The sequence below is a fragment of the Mucilaginibacter gotjawali genome, from assembly GCF_002355435.1.
Classification (GTDB): domain Bacteria; phylum Bacteroidota; class Bacteroidia; order Sphingobacteriales; family Sphingobacteriaceae; genus Mucilaginibacter; species Mucilaginibacter gotjawali.
Map to the genome: position 1 here is coordinate 4,936,714 of NZ_AP017313.1, position 23,944 is coordinate 4,960,657.

The 23,944-nt window shown below is 43.0% G+C and carries 18 protein-coding genes; 12 read left to right on the forward strand and 6 right to left on the reverse strand.

Annotation, left to right across the window (positions count from 1 at the left end; translation table 11 throughout):
* Positions 1–156: 156 nt before the first annotated feature.
* Positions 157–1,053, forward strand: a complete 897-nt coding sequence (gene meaB / locus MgSA37_RS21800; RefSeq protein ID WP_096354985.1) for a methylmalonyl Co-A mutase-associated GTPase MeaB — start codon at positions 157–159, stop codon at positions 1,051–1,053.
* 21 nt (positions 1,054–1,074) lie between these two features.
* Here the strand turns inward: meaB and MgSA37_RS21805 are convergent, their stop codons facing one another.
* Entirely contained in the window at positions 1,075–2,364 is a 1,290-nt protein-coding gene (locus MgSA37_RS21805; protein WP_096357657.1) for an aminopeptidase P N-terminal domain-containing protein, read from the reverse strand.
* Positions 2,365–2,512: 148 nt separating this feature from the next.
* On the opposite strand from MgSA37_RS21805, the gene MgSA37_RS21810 reads away from it, so the two are divergent.
* The 7 genes from MgSA37_RS21810 (at position 2,513) to MgSA37_RS21835 (ending at position 14,061) form a co-directional block, all read left to right on the forward strand.
* Positions 2,513–3,880, forward strand: a complete 1,368-nt coding sequence (locus MgSA37_RS21810; RefSeq protein WP_096354987.1) for an OmpA family protein — start codon at positions 2,513–2,515, stop codon at positions 3,878–3,880.
* A gap of 134 nt (positions 3,881–4,014) precedes the next feature.
* Positions 4,015–4,161, forward strand: a complete 147-nt coding sequence (locus MgSA37_RS28630) for a DUF6728 family protein (protein ID WP_172885355.1) — start codon at positions 4,015–4,017, stop codon at positions 4,159–4,161.
* Between the two features lie 132 nt (positions 4,162–4,293).
* Entirely contained in the window at positions 4,294–4,674 is a 381-nt protein-coding gene (locus MgSA37_RS21815; RefSeq protein ID WP_172885356.1) for a RidA family protein, read from the forward strand.
* A 77-nt stretch (positions 4,675–4,751) separates the two neighbouring features.
* Positions 4,752–6,860, forward strand: coding sequence for an ATP-dependent DNA helicase RecG (recG, locus tag MgSA37_RS21820; RefSeq protein WP_096354989.1), 2,109 nt, complete (start codon positions 4,752–4,754; stop codon positions 6,858–6,860).
* Positions 6,861–6,955: 95 nt separating this feature from the next.
* The gene (locus MgSA37_RS21825) at positions 6,956–8,332 is read left to right on the forward strand and encodes a M20/M25/M40 family metallo-hydrolase (RefSeq protein WP_096354991.1); all 1,377 of its coding nucleotides are present in this window, start codon (positions 6,956–6,958) and stop codon (positions 8,330–8,332) included.
* Positions 8,333–8,440: 108 nt separating this feature from the next.
* Positions 8,441–9,721 carry an MFS transporter gene (locus MgSA37_RS21830; RefSeq protein ID WP_232010708.1) on the forward strand — a complete coding sequence of 427 codons (1,281 nt, stop codon included), beginning with the start codon at positions 8,441–8,443 and terminating at the stop codon, positions 9,719–9,721.
* Positions 9,722–9,870: 149 nt separating this feature from the next.
* Positions 9,871–14,061 carry a hybrid sensor histidine kinase/response regulator gene (locus MgSA37_RS21835; protein WP_096354993.1) on the forward strand — a complete coding sequence of 1,397 codons (4,191 nt, stop codon included), beginning with the start codon at positions 9,871–9,873 and terminating at the stop codon, positions 14,059–14,061.
* A gap of 13 nt (positions 14,062–14,074) precedes the next feature.
* Here the strand turns inward: MgSA37_RS21835 and MgSA37_RS21840 are convergent, their stop codons facing one another.
* Both MgSA37_RS21840 and MgSA37_RS21845 read right to left on the reverse strand, forming a co-directional pair.
* Positions 14,075–14,551 (reverse strand): polysaccharide deacetylase family protein, encoded by a 477-nt coding sequence (locus tag MgSA37_RS21840; RefSeq protein ID WP_096354995.1) that lies wholly within the window; start codon positions 14,549–14,551, stop codon positions 14,075–14,077.
* The gene (locus MgSA37_RS21845; RefSeq protein WP_157750676.1) at positions 14,518–15,042 is read right to left on the reverse strand and encodes a polysaccharide deacetylase family protein; all 525 of its coding nucleotides are present in this window, start codon (positions 15,040–15,042) and stop codon (positions 14,518–14,520) included. The genes MgSA37_RS21840 and MgSA37_RS21845 overlap by 34 nt, the downstream gene beginning before the upstream one ends.
* 153 nt (positions 15,043–15,195) lie before the next feature.
* On the opposite strand from MgSA37_RS21845, the gene MgSA37_RS21850 reads away from it, so the two are divergent.
* Positions 15,196–15,918 carry a pyridoxine 5'-phosphate synthase gene (locus MgSA37_RS21850; protein ID WP_096354999.1) on the forward strand — a complete coding sequence of 241 codons (723 nt, stop codon included), beginning with the start codon at positions 15,196–15,198 and terminating at the stop codon, positions 15,916–15,918.
* Here MgSA37_RS21850 and MgSA37_RS21855 read toward each other — a convergent pair.
* Complete coding sequence (locus MgSA37_RS21855; protein ID WP_096355001.1) at positions 15,908–19,390, reverse strand: gliding motility-associated C-terminal domain-containing protein; 3,483 nt, start codon at positions 19,388–19,390, stop codon at positions 15,908–15,910. The genes MgSA37_RS21850 and MgSA37_RS21855 overlap by 11 nt on opposite strands.
* Before the next feature lie 126 nt (positions 19,391–19,516).
* Between MgSA37_RS21855 and gcvP the strand changes: the two genes are divergently transcribed.
* Together gcvP and MgSA37_RS21865 are read left to right on the forward strand one after the other, a co-directional pair.
* A complete protein-coding gene (gene gcvP / locus MgSA37_RS21860; RefSeq protein ID WP_096355003.1) occupies positions 19,517–22,426 on the forward strand; it encodes an aminomethyl-transferring glycine dehydrogenase in 2,910 nt (969 codons plus the stop codon).
* A 103-nt stretch (positions 22,427–22,529) separates the two neighbouring features.
* On the forward strand, positions 22,530–22,841 hold the full coding sequence (locus MgSA37_RS21865; protein WP_096355005.1) for an antibiotic biosynthesis monooxygenase family protein: 312 nt from the start codon (positions 22,530–22,532) through the stop codon (positions 22,839–22,841).
* Between the two features lie 3 nt (positions 22,842–22,844).
* Here MgSA37_RS21865 and MgSA37_RS21870 read toward each other — a convergent pair whose 3' ends face one another.
* Both MgSA37_RS21870 and MgSA37_RS21875 read right to left on the reverse strand, forming a co-directional pair.
* Complete coding sequence (locus MgSA37_RS21870) at positions 22,845–23,126, reverse strand: Txe/YoeB family addiction module toxin (protein WP_096355007.1); 282 nt, start codon at positions 23,124–23,126, stop codon at positions 22,845–22,847.
* Complete coding sequence (locus tag MgSA37_RS21875; RefSeq protein ID WP_096355009.1) at positions 23,117–23,332, reverse strand: hypothetical protein; 216 nt, start codon at positions 23,330–23,332, stop codon at positions 23,117–23,119. The genes MgSA37_RS21870 and MgSA37_RS21875 overlap by 10 nt, the downstream gene beginning before the upstream one ends.
* Before the next feature lie 223 nt (positions 23,333–23,555).
* Here MgSA37_RS21875 and MgSA37_RS21880 point away from each other — a divergent pair, with 223 nt between their 5' ends.
* Positions 23,556–23,918, forward strand: a complete 363-nt coding sequence (locus tag MgSA37_RS21880) for a TM2 domain-containing protein (protein ID WP_197706032.1) — start codon at positions 23,556–23,558, stop codon at positions 23,916–23,918.
* The last annotated feature ends 26 nt before the right edge of the window (positions 23,919–23,944 follow it).

Genomic DNA, 23,944 nt, shown 5'->3' on the forward strand with positions numbered 1-23,944 from the left:
TAATACGAATATAACTTTACTATAATTTATAATAAAAGCTTATCAAACCATTGTATTAAAAAGCAAATATATATTTATGCCGCGTTACTCACATATAAATAGTAACAAACTGTTAATTGTTCAAATACATTATATTTTTGTTCCTTTATAAAACTAATGGAAAGCAGTTTACCATACATAAAACCTGATGCCGCCGATTTCCGGTCGGTTGCACGTGCTTTAACCATAGTAGAGAACGACCTGGCCGGCTCAGGGGAGCTCCTGAAAAGCTTAACTTTTAAAAATAATGCACCCATCATCGGTATTACCGGGCCGCCGGGTGCCGGTAAAAGCACCCTCGTTAATTCACTGATCAACAGCTTACTTACCGGCGAAAATAAAATTGCGGTGCTTGCGGTTGACCCTACTTCGCCGTTTAATTTCGGGTCATTGCTTGGCGACAGGATCAGGATGGCAGCGCATTTTAACCATCCGGGTGTTTTTATCCGGTCGCTGGCTACCCGCGGCTCCTTAGGGGGCCTGTCAGCAAAAACAATTGAAATGACCGATGTATTGCGTGCCGCCGGGTTTAATTATATTTTAGTTGAAACAGTTGGCGTAGGCCAATCAGAAGTTGAAATTGCGGGGCTGGCCGATATTACCTTACTTGTTTTAGTGCCCGAAAGCGGTGATGAAATTCAAAACATTAAATCGGGCCTGATGGAAATTGCCGATGCCTTTATCATCAATAAGGCCGACAGGGCCGACGCTGACCTTTTTGCCAACAATTTAAAAAAGATCATCCACCAAAACAGGGCAGAGCAAATCCCGGTTTTTAAAACTATTGCTTCAACCGGCGGGGGCGTTAGCGAAGTAACTTCTTTTATATTCAAAGCACCTCATTTAAAAAACAAACGCAAAGCATATTTACTTGCCGAAAAAGCTTTTAAAATTATCCAGTTTAATCGTATGGCTGACATAGATAAAAAAAGGCTGCAGGAAGATATCGCAAAGGCTTCGGCGAAACCCGGGTTTAATTTCTATCGTTTCCTTGAGGGTTATCAAAAAAATTAAAATTTCAACCCATCAACTTAATCAACCATTCATGATCTCTTCAATTTCCTCGGCTTCTACCGGGATATCAGCCATCAGGTCGATGTTGCCGCCATGTGTTATCAGTATGTTGTTTTCAATCCTGATGCCCAAACCCTCTGCGGGGATATAGATCCCCGGTTCGCAGGTTAAAATATTGCCAACTTCAAATGGTTTATACCTGCTTGCAAAATCGTGTACATCCAACCCCAGGTGATGCGAGGTGCCATGCATAAAATATTTTTTATATAAAGGCATTTTGGGGTCCTGCCGGTTCACATCATGTCTGTCAAGCAAACCCAGATCAACCAGTTCGCCAGTCATTATCCGGCCTACCTCTTCCTGGTATTCAGTTAATACTGTACCGGCCACAATAAGTTGGGTCGCTGCCCGCATCACCCGTAAAACCGCATCGTAAACATCCCGCTGGCGTTTAGTAAAGCGGCCATTAACAGGTATGCTCCTGCTCATGTCGGCATTGTAATTGGCATATTCAGCGGCGAAATCAAAAAGGATAATGTCGCCGTCTTTGCAAACCTGGTTATTGTCGGTATAATGCAGTACAATAGCGTTTTTCCCGGAGGCTATGATCGGATTGTAGGCATGGCCGGTGGCCCGCTGCCGTAAAAACTCATGGGTAATCTCAGCCTCAATCTCGTACTCGGTTACGTCGGGGTGTACAAATTTCAGTACACGTATAAAGGCATCGCGGGTAATATTGCATGCTTTTTTGGTCAGTTCAATTTCCCATGGAGATTTAATTGCCCGTAAATCGCGTAATATCGGTGCAGATCTTTCATATTTATGTAACGGATATTTCGTTCGCAACGCATCGTACATTCTTATATCCCGGTAGGGCACAGTATGGGCGTAACGGTCGTTTTCGTTGCTATTTATAAAAATGTATTCGGCGTAATTAACAATACTGTGTAAAACAGCATCGTACTCAGTGAGCCAGAAAATATTTTCAATACCCGAAGTTTTTTTTGCCTCCTCTTTGGTATACTTATGCCCTTCCCAAATAGCAACGTGCTCGTTGGTTTGTCTTAAAAACAGTACTTCTTTGTATAACGGATTAGGACAGTCGGGGAATAACAATAGCACACTTTGTTCCTGGTCAATACCAGTTAAGTAAAAAAAATCAGGGTTTTGCTTAAATGGAAAGTTTTGATCACCGTTTCTGGGAAATTCATCATTTGAATGAAAAATAGCTATGGATGAGGACTTTAGTCGCGAAACGAAATTATTTCTATTATAGGTAAATATCTCATTACTAATAGGCTCGTATTTCATTTTTGCAGGATTAATTGTTTTTTTAAACGGATTTTTTTTATTTATTTGTAATTCTTTTATAAAATTTGGAACAATGTTTGGTAAATGTTTCAAACATAATTACTATTTTTGAAAAAAATCACAATTAAAATCGTTTAATCTTAAAACTATGAACTATTCTACATTAAAGAAAACAGTCGTCTTGTCATTTGTTTCCTTGATGGCAGTTGGGATGGCGAAAGCTCAAACAACTCCTGCGGATTCATCTAAAACGTCGTCTGGAACAGGCACTGCCAAGGTATTTGGCGGCGCTTCACAGTACAACACTTTTAGCATTGGTATCAACATCGGTGCAACATCTCCGTCAGTATTTACAGGCGGTGCAAATCCTTTTCCAAAATCAAAAGCTGATTTGGGTTATGGCCTTTCGTTAAGAGACCAATTAAGCCACGCATTTAGCTTGCAATTAGACGCTCACGGCGGTACCTTAAAAGGTGACGCAGGCTCAGGCACTGTAACCGACTTAAAGGGCATGAAATGGTCAAGCTTCTCTACCAAATTTTGGTCTGGTAGCTTAAGCGGTGTTATTAACGTTGGTAACGTTAGTTTCCTTCACCGTGCAAACGCAGTTAACTTTTATGTTTCAGGTGGTGCTGGTTTAGCTTTCTACAAACCAGATCCAATTGATGCTAACGGCGTAGACCACAATTACAACAAAACTGTTAAAGAACTGATAGTTCCGATCGGTGCCGGCGTTAAATTTAAATTGAGCGATCAGTTAGACCTTAATTTAGGCTATACTGAAAACTTTACTGATGGCATTAACCTGTCAGGTGTTCACGCTGCATTTCCTCAGGCTATCACAAACAAATATTCTTACGGTTACGCCGGTTTAGAATATACTTTCGGTCCTAAATCTAAACCAAGTTTAGAGTGGGCAAACCCGGTAGCAATGATGTATGATGAATTGTACGATGCTGCTTTACGCCAGGAAGTTGAAGCTTTGAAAGGCCGTGTTGCTAATGTTGAAACTGCGGTTAACGGCTTGAAGAAAGATTCTGACGGTGACGGTGTTTCTGATCAATTTGACAAATGTCCTAACACTCCTGCCGGTACTGTTGTTGACGGATCAGGTTGCCCGCTTCCTCCTCCTGTTGACACATCATTATTCATGAGAAAAGGACAGATCAGCGGTCCAGCTACTTCTGCTGCTGCTTATTCTAACATCCAGTTTGAATTTGACTCTTCAGTATTGAAAACATCTTCTTATCCAATTTTGGATGCTACTTCTGCTGACCTAAGGTCTTCAGGTGCATCTGCTGAATTAGATGGTTATGCTTCATCTGAAGGTACTGCTGCTCACAACATGCGTTTATCAAAAGACCGTGCAAACTCTGTAAAAACTTACTTAGTAAATTCAGGTGTTCCGGCTAAAAAATTAAAAGTTAAAGGTTTTGGTGAAACTCACCCAATCGCTGATAACTCAACTGAAGCAGGACGTATTGCAAATCGTCGTGTTGAATTCCACAAAAAATAATCGGTAATTCATATAATTACTAAAGGCTTCCCGCAACCCGGGAAGCCTTTTTTATTGTTAATTATTGAGGATCCCGGTTAAAATCAATAAGTAGTTAATTAAATTTGTGCAGGGAAATTTAATTAAATTTGAACATGTACTTCTTTAGAAAAAAAGACCCCAACCGGCCCATTAGTTTTAACCTTAAAGTAATGCACGCCATCAACGCCATTGCTATAACCGTATTTTTACTGGGTATACTCTGGAAGTTAGTGGAATGGCTGATCTGGAAAAAAATATAGCCGTTGAATAAGTAAACGACGCAACAGTACGAATGGCAAACAGCCACTGATGATTACAATGGCGGCATGCCCATAAATGCTCATCAGGCCTTAATACAACACCAACTTTTTACAATACGAAACACAAAAATAATGAAAACTGTAATTAACACTAATAATGCACCTGCGCCTATCGGCCCTTACAGCCAGGCTATCCGGGCAGGAAATTTTTTATTTGCTTCTGGCCAGATCGCCATTAACCCTGCCAATGGCGAATTGGTATTGGATGATATAAAAACTGAAACCAAACAGGTGATGGAAAATATTAATGCTATTTTAACTGAAGCAGGTATTGACTTTAGCCACATCGTTAAAACCAGTATCTTTTTGAAAGATATGCAAAATTTTGCCCTGGTAAACGAGGTTTACGGAACTTACTTCAGCGATAATTTTCCGGCCAGGGAAACCGTACAGGTTGCAGCACTACCAAAAAATGTGAATGTTGAAATAACAGTTACTGCTTTTAAGCCCTAGTGTTTTCAAAAAAACAGGATATTTATAACTTAGGAGAATTATAAAACCAATAATTCAATAATTCACCCAACCACTAATTGAATAGCAGCGTATTTCAAACCCCGATAGAGTACCTCAGGGGCGTTGGCCTGAGCCGGGCCGGCGTGTTAAAAAAAGAACTGCAAATAGCGCTTTTTGAAGACCTGCTTAATTATTTCCCCTACAAATACATTGACCGTACGCGGTTTTATAAAATAAAAGACATTCAGCCTGAACTACCTTATGTACAGGTATTGGCGCGTTTAACCCATTTCGAAATTTTAGGAGAAAAACATACCAGGCGCCTGGTGGCACAGGCCAAAGACGATACCGGCATTATCGAACTTGTGTGGTTTCAGGGTGTTAAATGGATTGAAAAAACGCTGATCATAGGTAAAGTGTACGTATTGTTTGGCAAACCTGGCTTTTTTAACGGAAAGGCCCAAATGGCCCACCCCGAAATGGAATTATACAATGCCGAAGCGCAGCAGCGTAAAGGCAATTTAACCCTGCAGCCGGCTTACAATTCCACGGAAAAACTAAAGCAATATTCGCTTGATAGCAAGGGTATTCAAAAACTTGTGGCCGGCCTTTTGGAACAATGCCTGAGAGATGTGCACGAAACCCTGCCGCTTTATATCATCAACCGGTTTAAACTAACCGGCAGGGCCGAGGCCTATAAGAACATCCACTTTCCGGATGACCCGGCAAAGCTTAATGAAGCCATTTACCGCTTAAAATTTGAAGAGCTTTTTATATTGCAATTAAAGCTGTTAAAAAACAAACTTTTACACACCCAAAAATTCAAAGGGAATATCTTTCAGTCTGTTGGCGATACGTTTAACAATTTCTATCACCACAAATTGCCCTTCCCTTTAACCAATGCGCAAAAGCGGGTTTTAAAAGAGATAAGGCAGGACACACAGCGCGGCGTTCAGATGAACAGGCTTTTACAGGGCGATGTTGGAAGCGGTAAAACGGTAGTGGCATTAATGAGTATGCTGATCGCCATTGACAATGGTTTCCAAACCTGTATTATGGCACCCACCGAAATACTTGCCAATCAGCATTATCAAACCATTAAAGAACTTATTGGCGATGATTTTATCGAAGTGGCCCTGTTAACCGGCTCCACCACAAAAAAAGCCCGGAACATACTGCATGAAAAATTAGAGAACGGTGAGCTGAAAATTTTAATCGGCACCCATGCGCTGATAGAGGATAAGGTTCAGTTTAAAAACCTCGGTTTCGTGGTGATCGACGAGCAGCACCGTTTCGGCGTGGAGCAGCGCGCTAAACTCTGGCGTAAAAACATTGTTCCGCCGCACATCCTGGTAATGACAGCTACCCCAATTCCGCGTACACTGGCCATGACTTTATACGGAGACCTGGACATATCAGTAATCGATGAATTACCTGCTGGTCGCAAACCCATACAAACCGTACACTTTTATGAAGCCCAGCGGCTAAGGATGTTTGGTTTTATGAAACAGGAAATTGCCAAAGGACGGCAGGTTTATGTTGTTTACCCATTGATACAAGAGAGTGAAAAACTCGACCTGAAAAACCTGGAGGAGGGTACAGAAGTAATGGCCCATGAATTTCCGTTACCTGATTTCCGCATCAGTATCGTTCACGGTAAAATGAGCGCTGCCGACAAGCAATTTGAAATGAACCGCTTTATTAAAGGTGAAACGCAGATAATGGTAGCCACTACGGTTATTGAGGTGGGGGTAAATATCCCGAATGCATCTGTAATGATCATTGAAAATGCCGAGCGGTTCGGCTTATCGCAGCTTCACCAGCTCCGCGGCCGTGTTGGCCGTGGCGCCGAACAATCGTTTTGTATATTAATGAGCCATTCAAAGCTTAGCCGCGATGGCAGGATAAGGCTGGATACGATGGTGAAAACAAATAACGGTTTTGAAATTGCCGAAACCGACCTACAACTGCGCGGCCCGGGCAATATTGACGGCACGCAGCAAAGCGGGGTACTCGATCTGAAGCTAGCCAACATTGTAACCGACCAGGAATTATTGATCACCGTTCGCCGCTTTGTAGAAAGCATTTTTGAGAAAGACCCTTATTTGGCAGCTCCCGAAAATCAAATTTTAAACCAGTCGTTACGATCAAAAGAAGAAGGCTTAAGCTGGAATAAGATCTCCTGATAACGGGTGTTGGAATTCGTGCCGATAGGTATCGGAATCAGATTTGCGTTTTACCCTTTCACCACATAATACTACATTTGCTAAAAGCTATTAAAATGAAATTAAAACTTACCCTCCTTTTTTCACTGGTATTAACCACTACCTTATTGAAGGCCCAGGACTCATTAATGATCCGCAAAATTTATGATGAAGAACTGGTTAACGGGCAATGTTATGGCAACCTGCATTACCTGTGCAAAAATATCGGGCAGCGGATTAGTGGATCGGCAAACGCGCAGAAAGCAATCGTATGGGGAGAAAAGCTAATGAAAAGCTATGGTTTCGATACGGTGTTTTTACAGCCCGTTATGGTGCCTCATTGGGTCCGCGGCGCTAAAGAAGAGGGGGTTATCATCCAGGGCAAAAACAGGGTGCCGGTGCATATAGCAGCTTTAGGTATGACCGTAGCTACGCCCAAAAACGGCTTAACTGCTGCTATCATCGAAGTACATAGTTTAAAACAACTGGATACACTTGGCGAAAAAGCGATTAAGGGCAAAATTGTGTTTTTTAACCGGCCATTTGATCCCCGGTTTATTGAAACTATTCAGGCATATGGCACAGCGGGCGACCAACGCTTTGCCGGCCCTGCAGCCGCTGCAAAATATGGCGCTGTAGGCGTAATTGTGCGTTCATTAACCGAAAGCCTGGATATTTATCCGCACACCGGCGCAACATTATATGTTAAAGACGGTGTAAATATTCCGGCCGCTGCTATCTCAACTATTGATGCCAATAAACTAAGTTCCATGCTCAAGGGGTCAGCATCTATCAAATTTTATTTTAAACAAAATTGCCAAACGTTGCCGGATGCACCCTCTTTTAATGTAATAGGCGAAATGAAGGGCACCGAACATCCCAATAGCTTTATTATAGTTGGGGGGCATTTAGATTCATGGGACCTTGCCGAAGGCGCTCACGACGATGGTACAGGCATTATGCAATCAGTAGAGGTGTTACGCATCCTAAAAGTTATGGGCTATAAACCCAAAAACTCTATTCGCGCGGTGTTTTTTATCAATGAAGAAAACGGCGACCGCGGAGGCGATAAATATGCAGAACTTGCTGCTCAAAACAAGGAGGAGCACATTGCTGCTATTGAAACAGACCTGGGTGGCTTTACCCCAAGGGGCTTCGGTTTCGACGGCGTATCTGCAACCACGCTCCAAAACATCAACAACAATTGGGGCAAATTGCTTGCCCCATACGGCTCAAATGTGTTGGTTGCAGGCGGTGGCGGTAGCGATATTGGCCCTCTGAAAGAAAAATCAAAACAGGTGGTACTCATTGGCTATTTGCCCGACTCGCAGCGGTATTTTGATGTCCATCACACCCCAAATGATGTATTTGAGAATGTGAATAAGCGCGAACTTGAACTCGGCGCCGCTTCCATGGCGGCTTTGATCTATTTGATTGATCAGCATGGGTTCTAACCAATACCTGTACAGGTTTTTCGTCGCCATAAAATTACATAGTGGTGTTGTTACATAACATAACTTTAATGATGCAAATTGTAAATTCGCAACCTTAAACTGTCATTTGTGTCAGAAGAAACAGATAGTCCGGTCATAAAAGATTCCTTTGCCGCCCTGCGCTATAAAGATTTCCGCTCCTACCTGGGTATGCGGTTTTTCTTTACGTTTGCTTACCAGATGCAGGCGGTAGTCATTGGCTTTTACATTTACCAGGCAACACACAGTAAGCTTGCATTAGGTTTGATAGGCCTGTGCGAGGCTGTACCCGCCATTGGGATTGCGCTTTATGGAGGATATGTCGCAGATAAATCTGAGAAAAGAAAAATGCTTTTGATTATATCGTCCCTTGTGTTTATCTCTTCACTGGTGATGTTTGCTGTTACCATGGATAAAATGAGCCCGCATATCCACAAAGGATGGATCGTCCCGGTTATTTATGGCATGATATTTTTGAACGGCCTGGCGCGGGCCTTTTATGGCCCGGCTACTTTTACGGTATATGCCAATAGCATTCCAAAAGAGCTTTATCCCAACGGAAGTTCATGGAGCAGTTCAAGCTGGCAAATTGCCGCTATTCTCGGCCCTGCAACCGGTGGTTTGATTTATGGGTTCGTGGGCATCACCGCTGCTTTTGCAGTTATATTGGCTTTTCTTTTAATTTCTATCCTGTTGATTTACCTGTTGCGCTCATATCCACCTGTATTTGCACCAAAAGAGAGTATATGGATAAGTTTAAGAGAGGGGATACATTTTGTATTTAACAGCAAAATATTGATCTGGGCGATGAGCCTCGACCTTTTTTCAGTATTTTTTGGCGGAGCAGTAGCATTGTTGCCCGTGTTTGCTAATGATATTTTGAAAGTTGGCTCCCAGGGTTTAGGAATTATGAGGGCCACATCATCACTTGGGGCTGTATTAACAATGCTGGCCATGGCACGCTATTCGCCAATGGGCAAACCCTGGCGAAATTTGCTGATTGCTGTAACAGGTTTTGGCTTATCCATCATCTGCTTTGGGCTGTCGCGCAGCTTTTATTTATCCCTGTTTTTCCTGTTTACCGAAGGCGCATTTGATAGCATCAGCGTAATTATCCGCGGCACAATTATGCAGCTTTTAACCCCCGACCATATGCGCGGCCGTGTTTCGGCCGTAAATTTTATGTTTATAGGCTCATCAAATGAAATCGGGGCTTTTGAATCAGGCGCAGCGGCAACACTTTTAGGCACAATTCCTTCAGTAATATTCGGCGGCAGCATGACATTGCTCATCGTAACCATTACTTACCTCAAAACCAAAAAATTGGTTCCCCTTTCCCTCGACCAGATCCAAACCCCTGACTTGAGTTAATATAGAACGCTTCAAATAGCCCGGGCATTTGCACTGTGCAACATTTTTGATACAACAAATCAAATGTTTTTTACGTAAAACCCTATCAGATTACCTGGCCCACAGGGGGGTTATGTTTTTTAACGTAAAAGTTCCCTGCCATTAATTTAATGATTAATTTTAAACGAAAGCCGTTCCTTTTATACGCAGCTGCATTTTTATGCAGTTTTTTCCTCTACTATTCTTCTGCATCCGGGCAGGTTAAAAACGTTAAATTCAGTTCGCTGACTGTTAACGACGGGCTATCCCAGAACGATGTTAAATTCATCATAAAGGACCGCAAAGGTTATATGTGGTTTGCTACCGATGATGGTTTAAATAAATACGATGGTTATAGTTTTACTGTTTACCGCCACCAGCCAGGTGATAAACATTCGTTACCGTCAAATAACATCGTTGTAGTTTTTGAAGACAGTGCTAACAATATTTGGGTGGGGACAAGCGGTGGCGGCGTAAGCCTGTATGATCGCCAAACAGATTCCTTTACAAATTTCCAGAGTAATAAAGAAGATACCGCTACGCTGTCAAGCGGAGATATCAACACAATTTTCCAGGACAGCAAAAATAATATTTGGATAGGCACCTATTCGGGGCTAAACCTCTTTAATCAAAAAACGAGAAAATTCAGGCGCTTTTTTTATGTCAAAAACAAGGACTACATCGCCGGTCATCATATTTATTCGATCGCAGAGGGAAACAGCGGTGATTTATGGCTGGGTACAGGCGGCGGGCTGGTGCAATTCAATTATCAAACCGGGTTTACAAAATACTACGTGCATGGCGGGGCAAACAGCCTGAGTAACAACCAGGTTAATACCGTATTTAACAGTGATGACGGCAATTTATATATCGGCACGGCCGGCGGCGGTATTGATTGCTTTGCTATGATAAAACAATCATTTACCCATTTTACCCACCATGCAAATAATGCCGGTTCGCTCATCAATAACAATGTATTCGCTATTAAAAGAGCCGGGCATAAAACACTATGGGTGGGCACAGAGGATGGCCTGGATCTGTTTGATGTACAAAAAGGGTTGTTTACACAATACACCAATGAGGATAAAAACATTGCGGATAAAAACCACTCCATCAATTCCATTTTAGATAAAGACGGTATTTTGTGGATAGGAACTTATGAATCGGGCGTTACTTTTTATGACCGAAACCTATCATCCTTTGAACGCTATAGTAAACAAGCCGGCAGTAAATTGGGGCTGAGCAATGATATAGTTACCGCGTTTGCCGAACACGACAAAGGATTTTGGATAGGGACTGATGGCGGAGGTTTAAATTATTTCGACAAAGAGTCAAAGGCTTTTACGAATTACACTCATCAGCCTAAAAATAAAAGCACTATAAACGGCAACCATATCTTAAACATCATACAAAACGGAAAAAACACCCTGTGGATTGGATACTATGATGATGGACTCGATCTTTTTAACACTGACACCAAAAAGGCAACTCATTACGGTACCGGCAATAAACCCGATCAAATTAGCGGAAAACATGTTTTTGCCCTTGCTAAGGATAAAACGGGCGACGTTTGGGTTGGATTGGATGAGGTGGGCTTAAACATTATCCATGGCTCAAAAGTCATAAAAAGATATGCATACTCCCCGGCGGATACGTTACACAGCCTAAGCAACAATGATGTAAGGGTGATTTACCGGGACAGCCAGTACCGCATGTGGGTAGGCACATTTAACGGCCTGAACTTATATAACCCGGCGGCTGATAATTTTATACACTATATGCCCTGGAACAAGGGCTTAACAAATGATGTGATCATTTCAATCTTTGAAGACAGCAACAAAAACCTTTGGGTTGGTACGCTTGGCGGAGGGCTAAATGTTTACGATAAAAACAAAAAATCATTTGTGGGTTATAATTTTCCGGACGGGAAGTACTACTCCATCATAAACACCATTACTGAAGATGAAAATGGTTTTATTTGGGCAGGTACTAATCATGGATTGATCAGCTTTAAACCTTTTACCAATAACATCAGAAAATATACTTTTCAAAACAACCTGCAGGGTTTTGAATTCACAAGCGGCGCGGTATTGAATGCGAAAAACGGGCAATTGCTTTTCGGCGGCCATAACGGGTTCAATATAGTTGACCCGTATCACCTGTCGGTTAATAAACGTTTACCCAAAATAGTATTTACTGATTTTGAGCTGTTCAATAAAAAGGTTTCGCCAGGTGCGAATTCTGTTCTCAAAAGCGCCATCGACGAAACAAAAATTATCCGGCTCAACTATAATCAATCCGTTTTTACTATCGGTTATAGCGGCCTTAATTTCACGCTTCCCGAAATGAACTCGTATGCCTATAAGCTCGAAGGGTTTGAAAAAAACTGGAATTACGTTGGGTCGCAGAGAAGAGCAACATATACCAACCTTAATCCCGGCGAATATACTTTTAAGGTAAAAGCCTCAAATAACGACAGCTTTTGGAACAATACACCGGCAACGCTGAAAATAATTATCATTCCTCCCTATTATATGACATGGTGGTTCAGGGTGTTACTTTTTGTGTTCGCTTGCCTGGTTGTTTACAGCGTTTACCGTTACCGGGTTTTTGCAATAAAAGCACAGCAAAAAATCCTTGAAAAGCGTGTCGTAAAACAAACGGCAGAAGTTGTAAAACAGTCGGAAGAGCTAAAAAAACAATCTCTCCATTTACTGGATTTAAACAATAAACTCCAGGTACAGAAAGAGCAGGAATTAAAGGCCCGTAAAGAAGCAGAAAAAGCAAACAAAGCCAAAAGTGTTTTCCTGGCAACCATGAGCCACGAGATCCGCACCCCGATGAATGGCGTATTGGGCATGACTTCGCTGCTTTTTGAAACAGCCCTAACACCCGAGCAACGCGAATATGCCGACATTATTCGTGTCAGCGGCGAAAATTTGTTAAATGTAATTAATGATATTCTTGATTTCTCGAAAATAGAATCCGGCAATATGGAGCTTGATGCGTATGAATTTAACCTGAGGCAATGTGTAGAGGATGTGTTCGACCTTTTCTCGGAGGTTTCGGCCAAAAAACAGCTTGAACTATTATATCAACTTGATGAAAACGTCCCGGCGCAGATAATCGGCGATCAGTTGCGCATCCGGCAGGTTTTAATCAACCTTATAAATAACGCCATCAAATTCACCAGCAGAGGCGAGATACTCATCGAAATAAATGTACTTGAAAAAGACAGCAGTAAAATAAATTTAGGGTTTAAAATAAAAGATACAGGTGTAGGTATAGCCGCTGACAAATTGCCCCGCTTATTCAGGGCATTCTCGCAAGTAGATAATTCAACAACGCGCAGCCATGGCGGCACCGGTTTGGGCCTGGTAATATGCGAACGTTTGGTTGAACTGATGGGTGGAAAAATCGGCATCGAAAGTGAACCGGGCAAAGGAACTACTGTTACATTTAATATAAAAAACGTATTAGGCCACAATGCAGGTGCCAATACCGATTTTAATCTTACTGGCCTTCGGGGTAAGAAAATTTTACTGGTTGAGGGGAATTTAACTGCACGTAATATTTTAGAGACCCAGCTTAAGCAATGGGAACTAAGCCCCGTTTGCGTTTCGTCGGCAGATGAAGCATTGAAGTTGCTAACTACCGGGAATACCTTTAGCCTGATTATAACGGGCGCTCAGGTACCGGGAAGCGATACGCTTGAATTAAGCAATTCGTTCAGAAAAATGTATCCTGAAATTCCGGTTGTGCTGATCTGTTCGGTTATCGAGAAAAGCAGGAACCAGGATCCATTTGTTAAAACACTATTAAAGCCGGTAAAACAGCATCAGCTATTCAGCCTGATGGAATCAGAATTGGCGCGCAGAGCATCAATTACCGGCATAACAGAACCTGCAACTATTCTATCTGCCGGGTTTGCTCAAAAATTCCCGATGAAGATCCTGATAGCTGAAGACAACCTGATCAACCAAAAATTAATCACCAAAGTGATTGCCCGGCTTGGCTATACACCGGAAGTTGTAAATAATGGCAAACAGGTGCTTGAAATGCTGGAGAACGACTTTTATGATATTATATTAATGGATGTTCAGATGCCAGAAATGGACGGTCTGGAAACAACCCGGATTATCCGCATGCAGGATACCAGGCAACCCTATATTATTGCCATGACAGCGAGCGCCATGGCCGAGGACAAAGCCGCTTGTTTGGAAGCCGGCATGAATTATTTTATCTCGAAACCGATCAGCATCACCGATCTGGTTGTTGTGCTGGAAAAATCTTTTTCAGAAAAAGACCTGGTCCACTATTAAACGGGCTGTAAAATCATTGTGCCGTACTATCGGATTTATTTTCAAACTCTTTATCAACGCTTTCCCGCAAATCGTACAACAGCCATTCTTTTTTTGCAATCGCTTTTGTTTTGGAATGGATCAGCTTAATAAAATCGTTTACCCCTACCGGTTCGTTGCCATTGCCATGGATCAGTACGATGCTGCCTGCCTGGGGTTTCTGCCCCTTAGCCAGCCAGGCATCAGAACCAACGGGGATAAGGCCGAAATCGGTGATCTTAAATACCAGCTGCCGATCAGATACCAAACCCGGAAACCTGAAAAATACAGACGGCAGCAAACCGTTTTTCAGCATGGACTTTTCTGTTTCAAGCACCTCGAAATTAATATTGGTTCCCGGCAGCAGTAAAAAATTATTTTTAAGCGGCAAGGTAGGGCTAACCCTATGGTTATAGGAATGGTTGATCCAGGTAATGTTTATTTGATGCTCCGCATGCATTTTTTTAACCATTCCAGGTCCTGTTGGTGTTGTTTCATCCAGATCCCCGAGACAGATAGCGCCACCGGAACGGGGTACTCCACCTTTTGAAATTCGCTTATTATTTCCGTAAATATTCTTTTATCCAACGGGCGATGAGACGGGCAAAGATCGGCCGTAAGGCTGATACCTGTTTGTTTGGGCATGCCATTTTCTATACCGGCATCCTGGGTGTTTACAGAATGCCTCTCGGCTTTTTTGATCGCCTTTATATAAGGCGAATTCCTAAAAAAATCACGTGCTTCAGACAGCGTCAACGGCTTAACTTTATAAAATGACGGCTCGTCAATTCTTGTTTCAAGTGTTTGGGGGTTTACCAGCAAAAAATAGTTTTTACCCTCATTCTCAAACTGCCGGATGATCATCCAGTCCTGCGGATAATGCGTAGCCCAACCGTAGTAAACTTTGTAGTTGGTTATTTTGAGGTAATTGGCCTGGGCATGGGCAACCTCTGTTTGCGTCAATAACAAAAAAGGAAATAGATATAATTTAAAAGCCTTTTCATTGTAAATTAAATATTCCAATAAAGGATTTCGAAATTAGTATTTATATGTTTGTATTTGAAGTCTTCTAAAATAAATAAATCCGAAATCGTAATTCGTAATTCCGAAATCAAAATGACCCGTCTCTCCGTCAACATCAACAAAATAGCCACCCTGCGTAACTCGCGCGGCGGCAATAACCCCGACCTGGTACAGGTGGCCAAAGACTGCGAACGCTTTGGCGCCCAGGGCATAACTGTACACCCCCGGCCCGATGAAAGGCACATCCGTTACCAGGATGTTTTCGACCTGAAAAAAATTGTAACCACTGAATTTAATATTGAAGGCAACTGCCAGGAACAAAAATTCATCGACCTGGTGCTGGCCAACAAACCCGAACAGGTTACTTTGGTACCTGATGTTTTAGGGCAGATCACCTCCAACCATGGCTGGGATACCATTACCCACCAACAGTATTTAAAGGATATGATCAGGGTATTTAAGGATGCCGGCATCCGCGTATCGATATTTGTCGACCCGGTTGCAGAAATGGTTGAAGCCGCCGCCACCACGGGAACCGACCGTATTGAATTATATACCGAAGCCTATGCGCATCAATATCACCAAAATAAAGAAGCCGCTATTGCTCCTTATGTAAAAGCCGCAGAGATTGCACACAAAGTTGGCCTCGGAATAAACGCCGGGCACGACCTCGACCTTCAGAACCTGAAATATTTCGCTGAAAACATTCCGGGTTTGGATGAAGTGAGCATAGGCCATGCCTTGATCTGCGATGCTTTGTATTATGGCCTGGAAAATACGATTCAAATGTATTTAAGGCAATTGGCTATCGGATAATGGTTAAACTACCCGAAAGCAGGTTGCAGTTGGATTTAAGGTTGATGATATAGTAATAAACGCCCTCGGGGAGTTGCTTCCCGCTGTATGTACCGTCGAACGGTTTAGGATACCCTATTGATTCAAATACTTTTTGGCCATTACGTGTAAATACCTGTACAATTGCCGAAGGGTAGCTGGCAATTCCATTAATTGTCCAATAATCATTAATCCCGTCGCCATTGGGCGTAAAAGCATTGGCAATATCAACTGCACTAATGCCAACACTCACCTGCACCGCACTGCGGGGGCTCTCACAATCGCCCGATACCTGGCTCACGTAATATGTGGTATTGCTTTTAACGGTTATTTTGAAATTCCCGTTGGCCTGCTCATCCATTGGTGTCGAGCCCGTTTGTGCATCGTACAAACGATAGGTGTAAACAGCTGATGGATTGCTTACCTGCAAAAGGGCATCACCTGCACTGCATAATTGCAAATTGCTTACAGCCGGCGCCGGAATATTATCTGTTTGATTTTGGACAGTATAGGCAGCTGATACCAATCCACAGCCCGACGCATCATTTACAATTAGCGTATAAACGCCCGCGCCAACGCCACTGAGATCAGGCGTTGAGGAGACGATTTTTTTGTTGGCATCCAGCCACGACCATGCGTACGGCTGTAAGCCCCCACTTACCTGAACGTTTGTAATAACACCGGTATGCAACGTACATTGATCGTCAACGATCTTTTCAGATCCCGGCAATATTTGTAATTGCGGAATGGTGGTTACCGTATAACTGTTGTATAAATTTTCGCAGCCGTTTTTATCGGTTACAAAAAGCTGATAGGTTCCGGCGGGAACATCAGTAAGTTGTGCCGAACTCCCGCCTTTTGGTAAACCCTGGCTGTCTATCCATCGCGCGGAGCTAACCAAAAGGTCTGTCGCAACTGAAACAGAACCATTGTTTTTTCCGAAACAGGCAGGAACAATTGTGGCCGCATAAACAGGGTATTGCGTGGGCGGATCCTGCCCGACGTGGTAAGTCTGACTTGTTTTGCTGCAGCCGGATGTGTTTGATGTGGTAAGCGTATAATCACCTGGAGCTACATTTAATAAATCGGGATCAACGGTAATAATTGAATGACCGGCGGCATCTGTCCAGATATATTTTGTGGCCCCGGTTACTATGATCCCGGTTATTGACCCGTTGTTATTACTGCAGCTTGCCACGCCGGGCGTAGCTTTAGTTTCATCCAAGGTGATACCATTGGTCTCGGGAATGGTAATATCGCTGCTATAAACCGGCCCGCACTGGCTGTCATCCATTACCTCCAGTTTATAGGTTCCGGCAGGTTGTCCCAAAAGGTCTTTGGTGGTACCCACAGTTTGCTGCTGGCTGTTCCACCAGGTATATTTTAAAGTGCCTGTTCCGGTAACAACAAGGTTAGTAATTGAACCGGTCGACTGGCCGCAATTGGTGGATTGGATGTTGGGGTTGGATTGATCGATATTGGGGCCGGAAACATTTTTTAGGGTGACGGGGCCGTAGGTTGTTACGCAGCCATCAGACGTATTGACAGTTAAGGTATAATCACCCGCCGTTAATCCCGCAACTTCTAAAGTATGACCTACCACGCTTCCGCTTCCATCTTTCCAAACGTAGGTACTGATTTCCGATAAGGGATCGTACACAAATAAATTTTTTATCGATCCATTGCTTGTTCCACAGGATATATCGGTTTTGACCAAACCGTTATCGTATATTATCACACGGTCGTCATCCACCCGGAATTGTTCGCTTACTATACAGCCACCCCCCAGCACCAACTGATATTTACCGGGCTTGCTTACTGTCAAGTCAAGGCTATGTGATATAATATTTCCATTTTCATCCACCCAATAATAAGTGAGCCCAGTAGGTACAATTAAACCGCTTATAGTTGCAATATTAGTGCACCTAAGGTTTTTAACCACTACATTAGTTGCATCTATTTGAAAAGTTTTATACTCAGACGTTACATTGTTTACTGTTGCTGATACATAAAATATACCGCTAAAATTCAAGATATTAGCTTGCCATTTACCTGTGTTATCGGCTGTAACTGTTTCGATGTAATTTCGGATGCTGCAATTCGCATAGGTGCAAGATTCTGACGAATAAACGTCGATAAGCGCACCAGGGTTGGAAGTGCCACTCAATGTTGTTTGATTTCCTACCGTGTTTGTTTTGTTAAGAGCTACTACGGGCAACACCCCAGCGGCTGCATCATTGAAATAGGCGCCTGTAGATATACAATTAAACACGTTTTTGCGGATAAATATATTGGGTGAATTGGCGGCCGCAATCGCACTAAAACAATCTCCTAAATAATTGGCTTGTGCCGCATCGCCGGTGCCAAAATTTACCTGCGCCTGGCAGTTTGAAATGCCTACCGGCAGGCCTTCGTTGGCACGCGATTGTGCGGAATTTAAACTGGTTGTACCATCGCCCGCTAGACCAAGGTAGTTACTATAAAAATTTATTCCCCCTTTCAAAGCGTTTATGGAAAAAACAGTCTCAAAGTTTCCACTCGTATTGTTTTCAATATCTAACTGGGCTGTCGCGCACTTTTGGGCATCCGATGCTGTAAATCCAAATTGATTCAGAAAATCGGTATTTACCCTAACATAAGAAACTAATTGGTACTCAAATGATGTGGTTACCCCATCCTGAAAAACTCCAAAATTGTTTGATTTGATACTGAGCACATTGCCAGTTGAATTTTGAGCAAAGTTGATTTCAATACCTATGAAAAATATATTTCCTGCTGAACCCGCACCGCCTATATTGATATTATTGCAGTGATACAAGCTTATTCCGCCGGAGGGCATATTATCACCAGTTTCAGTAGCACTATCTTCGGGTGTCAGGCCGATAACATTGCCCTGGATATTTAAAAAATCAACTCCATTTCCGTTAACAACCCGATCTTTAAACCCTCTTATCAAGTTCCCTTTACCAGGCGCGCCGATAGTAATATTGGTTGAATTTGCAATGTTAAACGCATATCTCGTTTTCAAGTCAGCCCAGGTTGAATTTGCGTAAGAATAATCATAAATATACAGGCCATCTATCTCGACATTATTAATACCCAACAAATTGAAGGTTGTAAATGGGTCGTTATTAACCGGCGTCGAAACTTCTACGCGGCTATTGGTGGCTCCAAAAGGCGCCCCGGGCTGGGTGGTACCGTCTATTAAAAGATTGGATGACAGATCGGGCAGTTGGGTTATCAGGGTAATTGTCCTTCCCGCCACACTAACATCCACTAATTTAAACTGTATCACATCTTGCGCAGCGCTACCATTTGCCGCCGCCTGCATTAAAGCATCGCGCAGCGTTCCCGGCCCCGAATCAGCATTGCTCGTCACCACAAATACGGCAGAAAATGCCCTCAGGCTGAAAAGAAATAACAGGAAAAAAAGTAAAAATTTTTTATGCAACATTATTTAGGTTATCACTTGCTAAAAATACAGTTTTTCAATGTAAAACCATTGTCACCATCGGGTTATTCAATTGTTATACAGTAATGAAATTTGTACCTTTGCGGAAAATTTAAGGGAAGCTAATTCATGAAGTTGAACATCGATTATCAGGAAAAATTTCAGTCGCGTCATATCGCGCCAAACGAGGCAGATACCGCGCAAATGTTAAAGGTTGCAGGTGCAGATTCACTTGATGAACTGATCAGCCAAACGGTACCGCAAAAAATAAGACTGAAGGCTCCCTTAAACCTCCCGGCAGCCAAAAGCGAATTTGATTACCTGAATACACTGAAGCAAACTGCTTCAAAAAACAAGGTTTTTAAATCATTTATCGGGCAGGGCTATTATGATGTGATCGTTCCCGGCGTAATACAGCGCAATATTCTTGAAAATCCCGGATGGTACACCCAATACACCCCCTACCAGGCAGAAATTGCGCAGGGCCGTTTACAGGCATTACTAAACTTCCAGACGATGGTGATCGACCTTACCGGGATGGAAATTGCCAATGCCTCCCTGCTTGACGAAGGCACCGCGGCTGCCGAAGCCATGTTTATGCAATACAGCCTGCGTAAAAATCAGGGCGCTAATGTATATTTTGTTTCGGAAGAGTTATTTCCGCAAACTATCGATATTTTAAAAACCCGCGCACAACCGTTCGGTATAGAATTACTGATCGGTGATCATCGTTCAGTTGAACTGACCGAGAATATGTTCGGCGCTATAGTTCAATATCCTGCCGGTAATGGCGCAATTTACAATTACGCCGGGTTCGCTGCCGCAGGCCACGAAAAAGGCATTAAATTAACTGTTATTGCCGACATCATGAGCCTGGCCCTTTTAACCCCTCCGGGTGAATGGGGTGCGGATGTGGTGGTTGGTTCAACCCAGCGTTTTGGCGTACCGATGGGTTTTGGCGGGCCGCATGCCGCTTTTTTTGCCACTAAAGAAGAATATAAACGCTCAATCCCGGGCCGTATCATCGGTGTTACTATAGACAGCGCCGGCGATTACGCACTGCGTATGGCATTGCAAACCCGCGAACAGCACATCCGCAGGGACAAAGCGACCTCCAATATCTGTACTGCACAGGCCTTGCTGGCTATTATGGCCGGCATGTACGCAGTTTATCACGGCCCTAAAGGCGTAAAACTGATTGCCGAAAGAATCCATGGCCTTGCTATATTACTGGCTGATTCACTAAAACAATTAGGCTATGAACAATTAAATGAGGCGTACTTTGATACACTGAAGTTTGACCTTGGCGCTTTGACCGGATCCGTTCATGCCGAGGCGATCAACAATGAAATGAACTTCCATTACAAAGGTTCGGAAGTGACTATTGCTATCGATGAAACCACTTCGCCGGAAGATATTAAAACCATCGTAAGGTTTTTTGCAAGGGTAAAAGGCAAAACATTGAACGATGTTACTTTCGATGAATTAAAAGAAAACATTCAAACTGTTATCCCGGCTGAATTACAGCGCCAATCGGCTTTTTTAACCCACGCGTTGTTTAATTCGCATCATTCGGAACACGAGATGCTGCGTTATATCAAATCGCTGGAAGCAAAGGACCTTTCGCTTTGTCATTCAATGATCGCGTTAGGCTCGTGCACCATGAAACTGAATGCCACTACAGAGATGGTGCCGGTTACCTGGGCCGAGTTCAGCAAAATGCACCCCTTTGCCCCTGCCGACCAGGTGGGCGGCTATATGCAGGTGTTTGATGAACTAAACAATTGGCTGAGCGAGATCACCGGCTTTGCAGCGATGAGTTTGCAGCCAAACGCCGGCGCGCAAGGCGAATATACCGGATTAATGGTAATTCGTGCTTACCATAACGATCGTGGCGACTCACACCGTAATATCGCGCTCATCCCTTCATCTGCCCATGGCACCAACCCGGCATCTGCGGCAATGGCCGGGATGAAGATCGTTGTGGTTAAATGTGACGAAAATGGCAATATTGATGTTGCCGACCTGAAAGCCAAAGCTGAACAATATAAAAACGAACTATCGTGCCTGATGGTTACCTACCCGTCAACCCACGGCGTGTTTGAAGAATCGATCATCGAGATCTGTGAGATCATACATGCAAACGGCGGCCAGGTTTATATGGACGGCGCTAATATGAACGCCCAGGTAGGCCTTACCAGCCCGGCCACCATCGGTGCTGACGTTTGCCATTTAAACCTGCATAAAACCTTCTGTATTCCGCATGGTGGTGGCGGCCCGGGTATGGGCCCAATTGGTGTGGCTAAACACCTGGTGCCATTTTTACCGGGACACGCGGTTGTTGATATCGAACGCGGTAAATCTATTCATGCGGTATCTGCTGCTCCGTGGGGCTCTGCATCTATCTTAATTATATCACATGCTTATATTGCCATGATGGGCGGCGAGGGTTTAACTAATGCAACCCGTTATGCGATATTGAATGCCAACTATATCAAAGCGCGTTTGGAACACCACTACCCTGTTTTGTATACAGGGGCTAATGGCCGCTGTGCACACGAAATGATATTGGATTGCCGTGCATTTAAAAACTTTGGCGTTGAAGTTACCGATATTGCCAAACGCCTGATGGATTATGGCTTCCATGCGCCAACTGTTTCCTTCCCGGTTGCGGGCACGGTAATGGTTGAGCCGACAGAATCGGAACCAAAACACGAGCTTGACCGTTTTTGCGATGCCATGATCTCTATCCGTCATGAAATTGACAATGTGGAGAAAGGGATTTTTGATAAAACAGATAACCCTTTAAAGAACGCCCCGCATACCGCATCGGTAATCACCGCCAACGAGTGGGAACATCCTTATACCCGCCAGAAAGCTGCCTTCCCGCTGCCTTATGTCGCTGCCTACAAATTCTGGCCGTCGGTTGGCCGTGTGAATGACACTTATGGTGACAGGACATTGATCTGTTCTTGCCCGCCACTTACGGAATACGAATTTGAAGAAAGCGAAATAACAACGCCGGAATACGGAACGTGAAAATGATGTGCAGATGTGCGAATATGCAAATGTGCAGATGACAATGAAGATGCGTTAATTTGAAAATTGACGCATCTTCAATTGATAGTTTGAATATTTAAAAATGATTGCAGGAACTCCAGATCCTCCCTATTACGCGGTAATATTCACTTCCCTTCGAACCGAAGGCGACAATGGCTATGGCGCTATGGCTGATGAAATGGGCGAACTTGCCAAACAGCAACCCGGTTACCTGGGTATTGAATCAGCAAGGAATGAATTAGGTATCACTATCTCCTATTGGCGCTCGCTGGAAGATATTAAAAACTGGAAAGCCAATGCACGGCACCTCGTCGCTCAAAAAACCGGTCGCGAAAAATGGTATGAACATTATAAGGTTAGGATTTGTAAGGTTGAGAGAGATTATGAGTTTTGAAGTTTACTTATCATCATAGTGACCACGCATACTGAATATAATCACCTCCTTAGCCATATCGTTAATTTCGTAGGTAATTCTGTTTTTCCTATCTATTCGCCTGGAATAACCATCAGTATATTTTAATTTTTCAGGATCGCCGGGGCTTTTACTGTAAGGGTTTCTTTGTAAGGCTTCTACAATATCAGATATCTTCTTTATTGCCTGTTTATTCCCTGACTTCTGCCAGTGCTCTATGTCCTTCTGTGCCTCTTTATAAAAAATAATCCGGTAGATTACTTCCACAGGTCTTTGGGATTGATTTCCTTAAATTGGTCCAGATCGCCGTTCCGATAGGCCTTTTGTCCATTAAGTACAGTTTGCTTAACTTGTTCTCCGCTGGGCACATCATCAACATTTATAGCCTCAAACTTAATTTTTAATTTCTTAAGCAAATCCTTAAGGAAAGATGATTCCTTTTCATCCTTAACTTTAATTACTAATTCTTCCATGATTTATTTTGTATAACAAATATAATGATAAATTCAATCGGGCCATTGCTGCATATCTATTCTTTTTTAGAGGTTTGATTGCATTCAGGCAAAGCTTTTCACCGTCAAAATCCCCTCACTCACCGACTTGTTTTAACTGCTAACCTAATACCGGTTGCGTTTTTTTGGATCTGCCTTAATTTTATACCAGGTTTTAATGATGACAAATTAATCTGGTACAAAAATGGACGCTTATCAATATTCATATACCAATGCGGCAGGCATCACCATGGAAGAATACAGTTTTCTTCACCACGCATCAGCAGGGCTTTCGCAAAATCAAATGCAAACCTTTATGCTGGTTTACAACAGCCGCAGAAAAAATCCAAATGATATTTTGCTGGCAACCCTGTTAGGTTTTTTAGGACTGGCGGGTATGCAACGGTTTATGACCAGGAACTATATGTTGGGAGGACTTTACCTGCTGACTTTCGGTTTTTTCGGGATCGGTACCCTTATTGATCTGATCACTTATAAAAGTATCGCTAATGACTATAACAGGCATTTAGCGTATGAATGCTATCAAATCGCTAAAATGAACAACTAAACTTTTTGACGGGAGCGCAATAGATA

What these genes read in the sequence shown, in the direction of transcription:
- meaB (WP_096354985.1), top strand. Translation starts at nt 157, where the DNA reads ATGGAAAGCAGTTTACCATACATAAAACCTGATGCCGCCGATTTCCGG.
- MgSA37_RS21805 (WP_096357657.1), bottom strand. Translation starts at nt 2,364, where the DNA reads ATGAAATACGAGCCTATTAGTAATGAGATATTTACCTATAATAGAAAT.
- MgSA37_RS21810 (WP_096354987.1), top strand. Translation starts at nt 2,513, where the DNA reads ATGAACTATTCTACATTAAAGAAAACAGTCGTCTTGTCATTTGTTTCC.
- MgSA37_RS28630 (WP_172885355.1), top strand. Translation starts at nt 4,015, where the DNA reads ATGTACTTCTTTAGAAAAAAAGACCCCAACCGGCCCATTAGTTTTAAC.
- MgSA37_RS21815 (WP_172885356.1), top strand. Translation starts at nt 4,294, where the DNA reads ATGAAAACTGTAATTAACACTAATAATGCACCTGCGCCTATCGGCCCT.
- MgSA37_RS21825 (WP_096354991.1), top strand. Translation starts at nt 6,956, where the DNA reads ATGAAATTAAAACTTACCCTCCTTTTTTCACTGGTATTAACCACTACC.
- MgSA37_RS21835 (WP_096354993.1), top strand. Translation starts at nt 9,871, where the DNA reads ATGATTAATTTTAAACGAAAGCCGTTCCTTTTATACGCAGCTGCATTT.
- MgSA37_RS21840 (WP_096354995.1), bottom strand. Translation starts at nt 14,551, where the DNA reads ATGGTTAAAAAAATGCATGCGGAGCATCAAATAAACATTACCTGGATC.
- MgSA37_RS21850 (WP_096354999.1), top strand. Translation starts at nt 15,196, where the DNA reads ATGACCCGTCTCTCCGTCAACATCAACAAAATAGCCACCCTGCGTAAC.
- MgSA37_RS21855 (WP_096355001.1), bottom strand. Translation starts at nt 19,390, where the DNA reads ATGTTGCATAAAAAATTTTTACTTTTTTTCCTGTTATTTCTTTTCAGC.
- gcvP (WP_096355003.1), top strand. Translation starts at nt 19,517, where the DNA reads ATGAAGTTGAACATCGATTATCAGGAAAAATTTCAGTCGCGTCATATC.
- MgSA37_RS21865 (WP_096355005.1), top strand. Translation starts at nt 22,530, where the DNA reads ATGATTGCAGGAACTCCAGATCCTCCCTATTACGCGGTAATATTCACT.
- MgSA37_RS21875 (WP_096355009.1), bottom strand. Translation starts at nt 23,332, where the DNA reads ATGGAAGAATTAGTAATTAAAGTTAAGGATGAAAAGGAATCATCTTTC.
- MgSA37_RS21880 (WP_197706032.1), top strand. Translation starts at nt 23,556, where the DNA reads ATGGACGCTTATCAATATTCATATACCAATGCGGCAGGCATCACCATG.